Annotated in this window: 13 protein-coding genes and 1 pseudogene; 13 read left to right on the top strand and 1 reads right to left on the bottom strand. The window is 40.2% G+C overall.

Annotated features, from left to right (window positions below; translation table 11 throughout):
- Window positions 1–3: 3 nt before the first annotated feature.
- Window positions 4–252 (bottom strand): ferredoxin, encoded by a 249-nt coding sequence (locus tag R8925_RS00680; protein WP_430534015.1) that lies wholly within the window; start codon window positions 250–252, stop codon window positions 4–6.
- A 162-nt stretch (window positions 253–414) separates the two neighbouring features.
- On the opposite strand from R8925_RS00680, the gene R8925_RS00675 reads away from it, so the two are divergent.
- The 13 genes and pseudogenes from R8925_RS00675 (at window position 415) to R8925_RS00615 (ending at window position 13469) form a co-directional block, all read left to right on the top strand.
- Window positions 415–1425: a YpbB family protein gene (locus R8925_RS00675; protein WP_430534014.1), complete on the top strand. Its 1011-nt coding sequence runs from the start codon at window positions 415–417 to the stop codon at window positions 1423–1425.
- Window positions 1416–2816 carry a RecQ family ATP-dependent DNA helicase gene (locus R8925_RS00670; protein WP_430534013.1) on the top strand — a complete coding sequence of 467 codons (1401 nt, stop codon included), beginning with the start codon at window positions 1416–1418 and terminating at the stop codon, window positions 2814–2816. Before R8925_RS00675 ends, R8925_RS00670 begins: the two co-directional genes overlap by 10 nt.
- Window positions 2817–2825: 9 nt before the next feature.
- Window positions 2826–3410 carry a CPBP family intramembrane glutamic endopeptidase gene (locus R8925_RS00665; RefSeq protein ID WP_430534012.1) on the top strand — a complete coding sequence of 195 codons (585 nt, stop codon included), beginning with the start codon at window positions 2826–2828 and terminating at the stop codon, window positions 3408–3410.
- Window positions 3403–4182: a LysM peptidoglycan-binding domain-containing protein gene (locus tag R8925_RS00660; RefSeq protein ID WP_430534011.1), complete on the top strand. Its 780-nt coding sequence runs from the start codon at window positions 3403–3405 to the stop codon at window positions 4180–4182. The genes R8925_RS00665 and R8925_RS00660 overlap by 8 nt, the downstream gene beginning before the upstream one ends.
- An 81-nt stretch (window positions 4183–4263) precedes the next feature.
- Window positions 4264–5226 carry an asparaginase gene (locus tag R8925_RS00655; RefSeq protein WP_430534010.1) on the top strand — a complete coding sequence of 321 codons (963 nt, stop codon included), beginning with the start codon at window positions 4264–4266 and terminating at the stop codon, window positions 5224–5226.
- 21 nt (window positions 5227–5247) lie between these two features.
- Window positions 5248–5922: a (d)CMP kinase gene (gene cmk / locus R8925_RS00650; RefSeq protein ID WP_430534009.1), complete on the top strand. Its 675-nt coding sequence runs from the start codon at window positions 5248–5250 to the stop codon at window positions 5920–5922.
- A gap of 276 nt (window positions 5923–6198) precedes the next feature.
- Window positions 6199–7347, top strand: a complete 1149-nt coding sequence (rpsA, locus tag R8925_RS00645) for a 30S ribosomal protein S1 (RefSeq protein WP_430534008.1) — start codon at window positions 6199–6201, stop codon at window positions 7345–7347.
- A gap of 330 nt (window positions 7348–7677) precedes the next feature.
- Window positions 7678–8988, top strand: coding sequence for a ribosome biogenesis GTPase Der (der, locus tag R8925_RS00640; protein WP_430534007.1), 1311 nt, complete (start codon window positions 7678–7680; stop codon window positions 8986–8988).
- Window positions 8989–9001: 13 nt separating this feature from the next.
- Window positions 9002–10021 carry an NAD(P)H-dependent glycerol-3-phosphate dehydrogenase gene (locus R8925_RS00635; RefSeq protein ID WP_430534006.1) on the top strand — a complete coding sequence of 340 codons (1020 nt, stop codon included), beginning with the start codon at window positions 9002–9004 and terminating at the stop codon, window positions 10019–10021.
- An 84-nt stretch (window positions 10022–10105) separates the two neighbouring features.
- Window positions 10106–11093, top strand: a pseudogene (locus R8925_RS00630) (tyrosine-protein phosphatase).
- 406 nt (window positions 11094–11499) lie between these two features.
- Window positions 11500–11775 (top strand): HU family DNA-binding protein, encoded by a 276-nt coding sequence (locus R8925_RS00625; protein WP_003720260.1) that lies wholly within the window; start codon window positions 11500–11502, stop codon window positions 11773–11775.
- Between the two features lie 271 nt (window positions 11776–12046).
- Window positions 12047–12613, top strand: a complete 567-nt coding sequence (gene folE / locus R8925_RS00620) for a GTP cyclohydrolase I FolE (RefSeq protein WP_430534005.1) — start codon at window positions 12047–12049, stop codon at window positions 12611–12613.
- A gap of 91 nt (window positions 12614–12704) precedes the next feature.
- Window positions 12705–13469, top strand: coding sequence for a heptaprenyl diphosphate synthase component 1 (locus R8925_RS00615; protein WP_430534004.1), 765 nt, complete (start codon window positions 12705–12707; stop codon window positions 13467–13469).
- The last annotated feature ends 5 nt before the right edge of the window (window positions 13470–13474 follow it).

The raw sequence follows: 13474 nt of genomic DNA, 5'->3' as shown, positions 1-13474 counted from the left end.
TAATTAAGATTCGAATTTTAGCGGATTGCCTTCAAATGGGTGGTCCGCTATTTTTATAGACAGAGATGGGCAGGCCTCTTCGGCGTCTATTGCCGTATTTTCGAATTGTGGGGGAATAGGGTTATTGCCAGTGTTGTCGTCGAGTGTATTGTACGCTAGACCTTCATCATTGTAGTCGAAAATAGAAGGTGCATGAATGGAACAGGCTCCACAAGCGATACATGTAGATTGGTCGACGATCGTATATTTCATAGGTTTTTGACACCTCCTGAGTTTTGGGCTCATTTTGATATTATAGAACCATTTGCAACTTCTGTAAATAAGGGGTAAAAAATTTTTTTGTAAAATAAGGTGTCGAACAGGTGTTTTCGTGTTAGAATAGGTGAAAAGAATGCAAGGAAGGAGCTGATTGATATGGATGAATTAGATAACTATTTGTTGGCAGTTATTGCAACTTTTCCATTGAAGCGAAAATCGGCTTTTTTGTTTGCAGTGGTAACGGGGAAGCGCACAGGTCAAGCGGTGCAGGATTCACATTTATTTGATGCGACACCATTATTTGGTTGTGTGCCGATGCTTAAACAGACAAACTTCGATGCTAGGTTAGAACGGCTGCGAACGAAAGGATTGCTTACGATTACAGAGGATGGCGTTGAACTACTTGAGGAGGCAGAGATATCATTTAGGACGCGCTTTCCATACATAGACGGTTTTGCATATCAAAATCGAACGAACGCCTTTTTTGAACGGTTGCTTTTGGTGATTCAGGTTTTGAGTAATTTTAAGCATGATGTGAAGCATTATTTGCCAATTGTGCGTGATGATGTAGCGCAGTTGGCAGTGAAACATTGGCTGGTTGAGCATTTGACGGAAAGTACAAAAGAAGCAGTGCGTGGTCGTTTTTATTTGGAATTAGAGCAGTGGTTGCGTGAGATGGACGGTGCGCTTTATGTTCCGCGTTTTTCTGGTGGCAATTATATTGGCAAAACAGCACTTCAAGTGGCAGAGGAACTTGGCTGTACGCCTTGGGAATATTATTTTGAGTGGCTAAATGGTTTGCATTATTTGTTTGCAAAGATGACGCAGAACTTTCCACTTTTAGATACACTCATGCCAAATGTTGTGCAAGGTTTGACGAGTTCGGCTCGAAAAACATGGCAACTTACCAAGCAAGGCGTTTCATTCGAAAAAATGGCGGCAAAGAGGAATTTGAAAGAGAGCACGATTCAAGATCATATTGTTGAAATTGCTGCGACTATACCTGAATTTAGCGTATATTCTTGGGTAGACCGTGCGACAATTACAGCTATTTCAGACCGACAGTGGCACTCATTGAAAGATATAAAACAAGCTTTTCCAACATTAGATTATTTTCAAATTCGATTAGCACTGATTGCTAAAAGGAGTGACATGATATGCAGTTAGAGCAGGAGTTAGAACGATTTTTAGGATTTAATGATTTTCGAGTTGGTCAGCGAGAAGTTGTAGCCCATGTATTGGACGGAAATGATTGTTTTGCAATGCTGCCAACAGGAACTGGGAAAACGGTGTGTTATCAATTATCAGGATATTTACTTGAGGGAGCAGTTTTGATTGTATCGCCGCTTTTGTCGCTGATGCAGGATCAGGTGGAGCGAATGCGGGCGAACGGAGAAAAGCGTGTTATTGCACTCAATAGTTTTCTTAGTTTACAAGAGAAGCAGCATGCGTTAGCTGATTTATCGAGGTACAAATTTATTTTTATATCTCCCGAAATGTTGGGGAATAGACAGATTCGGATGGCAATAAAGCGTCTAACTATTGGACTTTTTGTCGTTGATGAGGCACATTGCATTTCACAGTGGGGACATGATTTCAGACCCGATTATTTAGAGCTCGGTGCTGTTCGGGAGGAACTTGACTCACCGACGACGCTGGTTTTGACAGCGACGGCTACGAAAAAAGTACGAGCAGACATTAAAACACAATTACGTTTGGTGTCGTGTGTCGATGTGATTCATTCTGTAGACCGACCAAACATCGCTATGGTTGTGCAAAAGGTGGAGTCTAAGCTTGAAAAACAAATACAACTTTTGAAGTTAGCGGGATCTCTAAAAGGTCCAGGTATCATTTATTTTTCTAGTAAGAAGTTGGCAGAGCGATATGCTTACGAGATTGCGGAACATCATGGATTGCGTACGGCTTTTTACCACGGTGATATGAGCGGAGAGGACCGGGTAACAATTCAGCAGCAATTTATTCAAAATCAGTTGCATCTTATTTGTGCGACGAGTGCATTTGGGATGGGTATCGATAAAGGAGATATACGCTTTGTGATTCATTTTCATATGCCAGGTGATTTAGAGGCGTATTTGCAAGAGATTGGGCGCGCAGGAAGAGATGGCGCGCCAAGTATTGCGATTTTGCTATACGCAGATGGTGATGAGGTGATTCAGTTGCAACTGCAAGATAGAGATTTACCGGAAGAAGAATTGGTATATCTTAGTCCTGCATTGACAGAACAATTGCCGATAACAGAACGGCGATTCTTGGCATTTTATCGTGAGCTTGGTTTGACGCCTGAAAGAATTAAGGAAAAAATTCAGTTCCGTAAGCGTTGGAAACGTGAAAATCTGTTCACATTTTTGAATTTTATCAAAGGGATTACGTGCCGGCGCCGATTTGTTCATAACTATTTTGAGGAGGTTGCAAAGGACGATATCGTGTCTAAATGTTGTGATGTCTGTGGTGTAAATCTTTCTGATTTCGAAGGTGAAAATGAGGCAATAGAAGTACAGCAAGGATGGCAGGAATATTTGGACTACTTATTGAAATGAGGATAAAATATGGCCGGGAAAATAAAATATATGACAAAAAAAGAAATGACAAGTGTTTTTTTATGGCAAAATGGGTTGTTAATTCTACTTGGAATTGGTATTATTTTTATCAGTACTGGTATTTTAAATTGGTTAGGACAATTAAGCTTTGGCTGGATTGGAGTTCTTTATGGGCTAATTTTAGGGCTTGGTTTGGGAAGCTTGAATGTTTGGCTGGATCGCTTATTGCCAGAGCGAATGACGGATGACGGTGGTTTGAACCAGTTAATCTTTCGCAATCGAAAACTACTGGATATATTTTTGTTATGTTGTCTGATTGGTGTTGCGGAAGAGCTTGTTTTCCGCGGGATAATCCAATTTTATTTTGGTTTTTGGGCGAGTGTTATTTTATTCGTGCTTGTACATTTTCGGTATTTAAATAAAGTATATCTGTTGTTCAATGTTATAATAACTAGTATAATTATTGCAGGACTATTTCAATTTAGTAATCAGAATTTAATCGCTGTAATAATCTTTCACATCGTTTTCAATTTTATTGGTGCGTTAGATATGAGAAATAGATATCAGAATGAAGGAGGGGTCGCGCGTGGTTAAGAAAGAAGACGAAAATATGGGTAGAAACGACGATCAAGAGTTTAAGCAATTAGGTGAAGAGTACGATGATGATTATATTGATTCGATTCCATCACGCTCCCAAAGCAGACGTGCTAATAAATCAAAGAAAGCAATTTTCCGCTACCCAATATTGAATTTATTAATTATTTTCTTTTTGCTCATTCCAATTGTGTGTTTAGGTGTGTACTTGTTTGTGCTTAATTTTGGCTCTAATAGTGAAGATAAAGTAACAACGGAGAATGCGCAAACCGAGACGACAACGAAGCCTAAAGAGGTAAATATTGCAAGTAATGAGGAGAAACTAAAGGAAGCAAAAGAGAAAGCAGCAGCTGATGCTAAAGCAAAAGAAGAGGCTGACAAAAAAGCTGCTTTAGAGAAGCAGCAAGCAGAAGAAGCGAAGAAAAAAGAAGAAGAAGCTCAACAAGCCGCGGCCCAAAAAGCGGAGCAAGATCGTATTGCAGCTGCAAAAGCTGAGGAGACGCGTAAACAAGAAGCGGAGGCTGCAGCCAAAAAAGCAGAGCAAGATCGATTGGCAGCAGAAGCGAAACAAAAAGAAGAGGATGAAGCAGCGAAGGCCGCCGCAGAAGCCAAAGCTTCACATACAGTTGTTGCCGGTGATACGTTATACAAAATTGCACGTCAAGCTTATGGCAATTCGAATGTAGCTGCCAATGTTGCAAAAATTAAGCAAGTAAACGGTATTACAAATGATAATGTACCAATTGGGACAGTGCTTAAGATTCCGCAATAAGTTTGTGAAAAAAATAAAGAAAATCGAGAATGACAGAGAACCGTTTTTCTCGATTTTTTTCTGGAAAGTAAGGTGTGTTTGTTGGCAAAAGTAGCTTTAATTACGACTGGTGGAACGATTGCGAGTACGAAAACAGAGTCGGGACGCTTGGCCTCAGGTGAACTCTCAGGGCAGGAATTAGCAGCGCTTTGTGAATTGCCTGCAGAAATTCAGATTGATATTTTTTCAACGTTCCAGCTACCATCGATGCATATTACATTTCAAGATTTACTATCGCTAAAGAATTTGGTGATGCAGATTTTTGAGGATGATACATATGATGGGGTCGTTGTGACGCATGGAACTGATTCCTTGGAAGAAACGGCTTACTTTTTAGATTTAGCGATTAGTGATATGAGGCCAGTTGTTGTGACTGGATCGCAACGGGCACCGGGTGAAGCGGGGTCGGATGCATATATTAATATTCGCCACGCGATTTATACAGCGAGTGTCAAAGAACTTCGTGACACTGGGACAGTGGTCGTTTTTAATGAACGTATTTTTGCGGCGCGCTATGTTAAAAAAGTACATGCTTCTAATATTCAAGGCTTCGGTGCATTTGGCTTTGGTTACCTAGGAATCATCGATAATGACCAAGTTTTTCTGTACCAAAAGCCAGTAGAGCACGAATCCTACTTGATTAAGCGGGCGATGCCTTCTGTTTATATCGTGAAATGTTATTTAGAGGCGGATGGCTTATTTATTGATGCTGCGCGTGAGGCTGGGGCAAATGGTATTGTCTTGGAAGGTGTGGGGCGTGGACAAGTTGCGCCTAGGATGATGCCTGCCATTGAGCGAGCTCTAGCTGCTAATATTCCAATTGTCATTTCAACGAGTGCGGAAGAAGGAAATGTCTACACGACTTATGATTATGAAGGTAGCACGTACGATCTATATAAAAAGGGAGTCATTCTCGGAAAAGATTACGACAGCAAAAAAGCGCGCATGAAATTGGCAGTCTTAATTGCTGCAGAGGAAGAAATTTGCCAAACCAATTTTAGATGATGAAGGAGTCGAACCATAATAATGAGTAAAAAGATTTGTATCGCGATAGATGGCCCAGCAGCTGCAGGGAAAAGCACGGTGGCAAAGATTGTCGCTAAGGAATTACGTTACATTTATATCGATACAGGAGCGATGTACCGTGCTGTTACTTATGCAGCTATCTCGCAAAGCATAGCGCTTCATGATGCTACAACGCTGGGCAAAATGTTGGAGGAAACATCCATTCGTTTTGAGCCAGGAGAAGTACAGCAAGTTTTTATCAATGGAGAAAATGTGACGGAAGTTATTCGGTCGTTGGAAGTAACGGCAAATGTATCGGAAGTTGCGGCGCACCCTGTTGTTCGTGAAGAGTTACAAAAGCGTCAGCAAGTGTTTGCGACAGAAGGCGGTATTGTGATGGACGGACGCGATATTGGTACGGCCGTTTTACCAGAAGCGGAGTTAAAAATATTTTTGCTAGCGAGTGTGAATGAGCGTGCGGAACGTCGTTACAAAGAGAATGTTGCTAAAGGCTTTCCGAGTGATTTAGAACAATTAAAAAAAGAAATAGAAGAACGCGATTACCTTGATTACACAAGAGAACACTCACCCTTGCAGAAGGCAGAAGATGCGATTGAGCTCGATACAACGTCGATGACTATTGCAGAAGTAGCAACGGAAATCCAACGATTAGCAGAAGGAAAAATCGTGGAGTAAGTCTATACAATTTTTCGGAAAGTCTAGATTTACGAATTATTTTCATTTTAGTAAGGAAAATCACGTTAAATTGACCTAAAAAACTTGACAAATGAACGTATTTGTAGGAAGTTAGTAGAGAGAGAATTTATCTCGTTAACAGGATTTTTGTAACCAATGTTAGATTGTATCGTATTCATGCTTATTTTATCGCTTTTTGCGTTTACTTTATTCTTGAAACAGTCAATCTTGGGGAAATCCTAGCTTACGATAAACGTTTTTAGAGGAGGGCTATGCATGTCTGAAGAGTTAAATGATGTAGAAGTTAGAAATTTTGAAGAAGGCGACAAAGTCACAGGTACTGTTACTAGTGTAGAGGATAAGCAGGTTTACGTTGGTATTCCTGATTCCAAATTAGATGGTGTTGTCCCAATCAGTGAATTATCTAATGTTCATATTGAGCAAGCATCTGATGTTGCGAGTGTTGGCGATACGTTAGACCTAATCGTTTTGAAAGTAGAAGACGATGTATTGGTATTATCTAAACGTAAAGTAGACGCGCTTCAATCTGTCGATGATATTAAAGCAAAATTCGAATCTGGTGAAGTGTTCGAAGCAGTCGTTAATGATGTTGTCAAAGGTGGCTTAGTAGTCGATCTTGGTGTGCGTGCATTCGTTCCAGCATCTCTTGTAGAAGATCACTTTGTAGAGGATTTCGCGTCGTATAAAGATCAAACATTGACGTTTAAAGTCGTGGAATTTGAGCCAGAGAACAATCGTGTAATTTTATCGCATCGTGCTGTCGTCGAAGCTGAGAAATCTGGCAAAAAACAAGAGCGCTTGAATGAAATTAAAGAAGGTGATGTTGTCGAAGGTACAGTGCAACGCTTAACGAGCTTTGGTGCTTTCGTCGATATGAACGGCATTGACGGTTTGGTGCATATTTCTCAAATTTCTTATCAACATATCGCATCGCCATCTGATGTTTTAGAAGAAGGACAAACTGTAACTGTGAAAGTTATCGGTGTTGATCCAGCGAACGAGCGTATTTCTTTATCTATCAAAGAAACACAACCTGGCCCGTGGGATGATATCTCTGAAAAAGCGCCGGTAGGTTCTGTTTTGAAAGGAAAAGTAGCGCGTCTTGTAACATTTGGTGCCTTTGTTGAAATTTTCCCAGGTGTCGAAGGATTAGTGCATATTTCACAAATCTCACATCAACACATTGGTACACCTCAAGAAGTGTTAAAAGAGGGCCAAGAAATTGAAGTGAAAGTTCTGGATGTAAATGAAGCAGATAAACGTTTGTCACTTAGCATTAAAGAGTTGACAGAAGCACCTGCAGAGGTTTCAGATTATGAATTGCCAGAAGAAAACACTGGATTCCAACTTGGTGATTTAATAGGCGATAAACTAAAAGATTTAAAAACAACAGATGATAAATAAGCGATAATGTAGAAAAACTGCTTGACATGATTTTCTATCAAACCTCAGCGGATCTAGGAATACCTAGTTTCTAGGCAAAGGCGAGTAGCGAAGCGGAGCGTACTTTTTTGGTACGTGAGCATCGGAACGGAGCTTTTAACGACGAAAATGGGTGTTCCTAGACCCGCTGAAAGTTTTTTATCCGCTGGGGGCGGGAAGCTAGTATCACGTATTGTTTGCGTGCTATGTAGCTCCCCGCTTTTTATTTGTTAAATTTAAGTTGATACTAGTCCTGTTTACTGTTAAACTAAAGAAAGTCTGAAGTAATTTAAAGAAAAAGAAGGTGAAATAATGGTTAAACCAGTAGTAGCAATTGTCGGGCGTCCGAACGTCGGCAAGTCCACTATTTTCAACCGCATCGTTGGGGAACGTGTTTCGATTGTGGAGGATATTCCAGGTGTCACGCGGGACCGGATTTATAATTCGGCTGACTGGCTTGGACGTGATTTTAATATTATTGATACAGGTGGAATTGATTTAGGAGATGAGCCATTTTTAGCGCAAATCAAGGCGCAGGCTGAAATTGCAATTGATGAAGCAGATGTTATTATTTTTATTACAAATGGTCGTGAAGGTGTGACAGATGCCGATGAACAAGTGGCCAAAATTTTATACAGATCAAAAAAACCGATCGTTTTAGCAGTTAATAAAGTTGATAATCCCGAAATGAGGGACCAAATTTATGACTTTTATTCGCTTGGGTTTGGCGAACCATTCCCAATTTCGGGATCACATGGCTTGGGGCTTGGCGATTTACTAGATGATGTATTTAAAAAATTCCCAGAACACGGGGAAGAAGAGTACGATGAGAATGTTATCAAATTTTCCCTTATCGGACGTCCTAATGTGGGTAAATCATCTATTTTGAACGCTTTATTAGGCGAGCAGCGCGTCATTGTTTCTGATGTTGCCGGAACGACACGTGATGCGATTGATACACCGTATGAATTTGATGGACAAGAGTATGTAATGATTGATACGGCTGGTATGCGAAAGCGCGGAAAAGTCTATGAATCAACAGAAAAATATAGCGTTTTGCGAGCGATGCGAGCGATTGAACGAAGCGATGTAGTTTTAGTCGTGCTAAATGCCGAAGAAGGAATTCGTGAGCAAGATAAACGAATTGCTGGTTATGCACATGAAGCAGGGCGTGGCATCTTAATCGTTGTAAATAAATGGGATGCGATTGAAAAAGATGAGAAAACGATGAACGCATTTATTGAAGATATTCGCGAACAATTCGTATTTCTATCTTATGCACCGATTGTATTCGTATCAGCCGTTACAAAACAGCGCTTGACGAACTTATTCCCAATGATTAATGACATCAGTAATAATCATTCTTTACGCGTACAATCAAGTCTTTTGAACGATGTTATCATGGATGCTGTAGCGATGAATCCTTCACCAATGGACAAAGGTAAACGCTTGAAAATTTACTATACGACGCAGGTTGCCGTACGACCACCAACGTTTGTAGTCTTTGTAAACGAACCAGAAATGATGCACTTCTCTTACGAACGATTCCTAGAAAATCGAATTCGTGAAGCTTTTCCATTTGATGGCACGCCAATACGCTTGATAGCACGCCAAAGAAAGTAAAGGAGAGAATTTAATGACGAAAAAACAAAAGATTGCTGTTCTTGGTGCTGGAAGCTGGGGTACTGGGTTGGCACTGGTTTTGATTGAGAATGGGCATGATGTTGTTATTTGGGGAAATCACTCGGAAGTGGTTGAAGAACTGAATACGAAGCATACCAATCAACACTATCTTCCTGATATGACGCTTTCACCGCACATGCGAGCGACTCTCGTATTGGAAGAAGCATTAGAAGGTGCGGAAATGGTCGTTATTGCGATTCCAACAAGCGCTATGCGGATTGTTTGTAGTCAACTAAATAACGCCTTAAAAGAGCCAAAACTGCTTGTGCACGTGAGTAAGGGGATTGAGCCTGATACGAATTTGCGAATGACGCAGGTGATTGAAGCGGAAGTGGATTCTGAAAAACGTTCTGCAGTCGTTGTTTTATCGGGACCAAGCCATGCTGAAGAAGTTGTGCGCCATCATCCAACAACGCTTTGCGCGAGCTGTAAAGATTTAGCTGCGGCAGAGCTTGTACAAGATGCTTTTTTAAATAATAATTTGCGAATTTATACGAATGAAGACGTGATAGGCGCTGAAATTGGTGGAGCTTTGAAAAATATTATCGCATTAGGTGCTGGTATTACAGATGGTCTTGGTTATGGCGATAACGCGAAGGCAGCTTTAATGACGCGTGGCATGGCTGAGATTACACGGCTTGGTGTGACAGCTGGTGCAGATCCACAAACGTTTTATGGCTTGACTGGTATTGGTGATTTAATCGTAACATGTACAAGTGTGCATTCGAGAAATTGGCGTGCTGGGAATATGCTTGGAAAAGGCGAGAGCTTAGAACGCGTTCTTGAAAACATGGGAATGGTCGTTGAAGGCGTACGCACAGCTAAAGCAGTTCATCAATGGGCGCAAAAATTGGAAATTGATATGCCGATTACTGAGGCTATTTACCAAGTATTATTTGAAAATCAAAATCCTCAACTTGCAGTAGACCGTCTCATGGGACGTGATCGTAAGCTTGAGAAAGAAGAATATTGATGAAGAAACCTCTTACAAATTTTTTGTGAGGGGTTTTGTGCTAATATAGAGGTGTAGTTATGAATTTGGAGGGATAAATATATGATTCAAACACAAAGAACGGGAAATCAGTTGTCGCTTACGTGGTCGCAAGGAGATATCCCGGTTGGTTCAACAATTTTTCAAAGCCGCTCAGCAGAGGGTGACGCGTCAAAAAAAACAGTTACTAGTAGTAGATAAGGAAACGCACCTTTTACTTTTGACCGAAGATTTACCAGTTTTCTTCATCATTCAAAAACCAGATGGATTCAGCGAAATTGTTGGTGAACGAATAATACCATTCGAGGGCTGTTTTAATTTTCGAGATCTTGGAGGCTATGTGAATACGGCTGGGAAAAGAGTGAAATGGGGCAAATTATATCGATCTTCACTCCTTTCTAACCTGACAACTAAAGATTACGATACGCTAGAGACAATGGGAATAAAATGGATTTGCGACTTACGCAGTACTGCTGAGATTGTTGCGAAGCCATCGCCAATATTTCCAACTATCAAAAATCGTCATATTCCAATTGGCACAGCTAAAAATGAAACTAGTGAGACACAAAAAATGGATATTCCTGATGATCCCCGCGTGTATGAGCCGCTAATGGGGGAAAGTTATCGCGTTTTTGTACAATCAAAGGACGGATTCCGCGAAATTCTTGAATATATTATTGATAAAGCGGATTTGCCGTTCTTATTTCACTGTACGGCTGGAAAAGACCGGACAGGCGTTTTAGGGGCACTTTTATTAAAACTACTAGATGTACCAGAAAAGACAATTTTAGCTGATTACGAGCTTACAAATCAATATGCGGATGCTATTCTAGGTGAGATGCGAGGGTTGATTGAAGCTTTTTCAGGAAATACGCAAAAAATCGAACTAGAGCACTTTCGACCAATGGCAGAGGCGAGACCAGGTTATTTAGAAATTGCTTTTGATGAAATGCGAAAAGAATACGGTTCAGTTGACGCTTATTTAGAAAAAGGAATCGGGATTAGCGCAACTAAAAAAGAAAAATTCCAGTCTATGATGTTAGAAGGAGAGTAGTAGTTGAAACCTAGAGTTGTCAGGCAAAGGCGCGTATTTTAGCTCTTTTTTTAAGGAATTTGAACTATTTTTCCTATTTAGCGTGTTTTTACTTGCTATTATAGGTCTCTCGCGTTAGTATTATGCTTAACAGCTTGATACAATCACGTTTTCCGAACTAGGACTAGGAAGGTAAGTGAAATCCTTTTTTGCAAAAAAGAAAGCTATTCTCTTCTAAATCCTTGCAGTTATAGGGATAATGTGATAATCTTTTATCAGAATCACTGAAACGGCGATAAAGCGCCATTCCAGCCGAAATTCTTCTTAGAATTTCCATAGAAGTTTAGCTTATTTTGGAAAATGAATAATACAAGTGTTAAGTAAGACCTGCTCATTTGGTATTATTCTCTTAAGGAGGTGAAAAACAATGGCAAACAAAACTGATTTAGTAAATAGCGTAGCAGAACTTGCAGATCTTTCTAAAAAAGACGCTGCTAAAGCTGTAGAAGCTGTTTTTGAAACTATCCAAACTTCTTTATCTAAAGGTGAAAAAGTTCAATTAATCGGATTCGGTAACTTTGAGGTTCGTGAGCGTGCTGCCCGTAAAGGACGCAATCCACGTACGAAGGAAGAGATTGATATTCCTGCAAGTAAAGTTCCTGCATTCAAACCAGGTAAAGCGCTTAAAGAAGCTGTTAAATAATTACATACACTTTTTAAGCACAAAAAAAGGAGTTCCTCGGAATTCCTTTTTTGTTGTCTAAAATTAAGTTTGATAATTCACAAATGCAGTTCTGAATTATGAATGGCTAAAAATGAGTCTTTAAGGTATTAGAATGTATCTTTTAATCGCAAGTTTGTCACCGATTTAGTAGCTCTAAACACAAGTCTATAAGTGATTAACGTTTACCTAGTTTGCTTGCTATGTTAAAATAACGAGGTAGATAATGACGTGTTTATAAAGGGGATTTATTATGGAACAAATAGATAAACAAAAGATCGCAGATGCAGTCACAATGATTTTAGAAGCGGTTGGGGAGAACCCAGAACGCGAAGGATTACTCGATACACCGATGCGTGTTGCTAGAATGTATGAAGAGGTATTTTCAGGATTAAAAAAAGATCCTTCCATTCATTTTAATACGGTGTTTGAAGAACAGCACGAAGAATTAGTTTTGGTAAAAGATATTCGTTTTTCATCGATGTGTGAGCATCATTTGGTGCCATTTTTTGGTGTCGCCCATGTAGCGTATTTGCCACAGAATGGTCGAGTGGCTGGGCTTAGTAAATTAGCGCGCGTTGTGGATGATGTGAGTAAGCGTCCACAATTGCAGGAACGTATCACAACAACAGTTGCAGAAATAATGATGGATAAATTAAAACCGCTGGGAGTCATGGTTATATTGGAAGCAGAGCACATGTGTATGACTATTCGTGGCGTCAATAAACCAGGTGCTAGAACGGTGACAAGTGCGGTTCGTGGAGCTTTTAGAAATGATGATAAGTTGCGTAGTGAAATCATGGCATTAATTAAGAACTGATTCGTGCTAGCCAAAGCTGATAGCGATTTTTGTGGGTAGTATGGTATAATTTATGATACAGGCTAAACGAGATTTGAAGGGGATTTTGTAAATGAGTTATCAAGGTGGTGTAGCACAATTAAAACAAGTGGAGGCGCTTGTTTTAGATCAGACAGCATATCGGTTTTTAGGTGATAATTTTGCTGGGCCGAAGATGGATAAGGATCAGATGTTGTGGCTACATGAGGCGATTAAAGGAACTAATCTAGATGATAAGGTGGCCCACCAGGTGATTGGTGCCACACTATATGTGATTTTAGCTCACGATACGCATGATGGAATTGACGAACCGAGCGATGCTATACAGAAAACGTTGCAAGAAAGGCAGTTAACAGTGCTTGCTGGCGATTTTTACAGTAGTTTGTATTACCGAGCATTATCTGGGCTTGGAATGATTGACCTGCTGGCGGCTTTGCAGAGCGGTGTTCAGGAGACAAATGAAGCGAAAGTGAATCTTTACCAATTGCATATTACTGGTGATGAGGATTATTTGACGCATTTAATCATGTCGAAAGCCGCGATTTTCTCAAGATTTGCGACGTACTTTGATTGTGATGAAGCGTTTATATCTGTTGGAGCACATGCTATTTTGTTGACGCATCTGTTAGCAGAACGCAAAAATTGGCTGTTTAGCAATCATTCATTATTTCAGGCAGCCTACGAACATGGGTATATGGCTTTAAATGTGCAGGCTGATTTTGCAGTGTGGTTAGATGATTTGATTGTAACAGTAAAGGCCGAAATCAAAGCAAATATGGGCGGGTTAGCGATTTCTGAAATGATGGAAGAGCGTTTGAAGGAGCTACTCGGACAATAGAGGAG

Source organism: Listeria rocourtiae subsp. hofi (assembly GCF_963575615.1).
In the GTDB taxonomy this organism is placed as follows: domain Bacteria; phylum Bacillota; class Bacilli; order Lactobacillales; family Listeriaceae; genus Listeria_A; species Listeria_A hofi.
The sequence above is the reverse complement of the archived record's forward strand: the minus strand, read 5'-3'. Positions and strand labels throughout refer to the sequence as shown.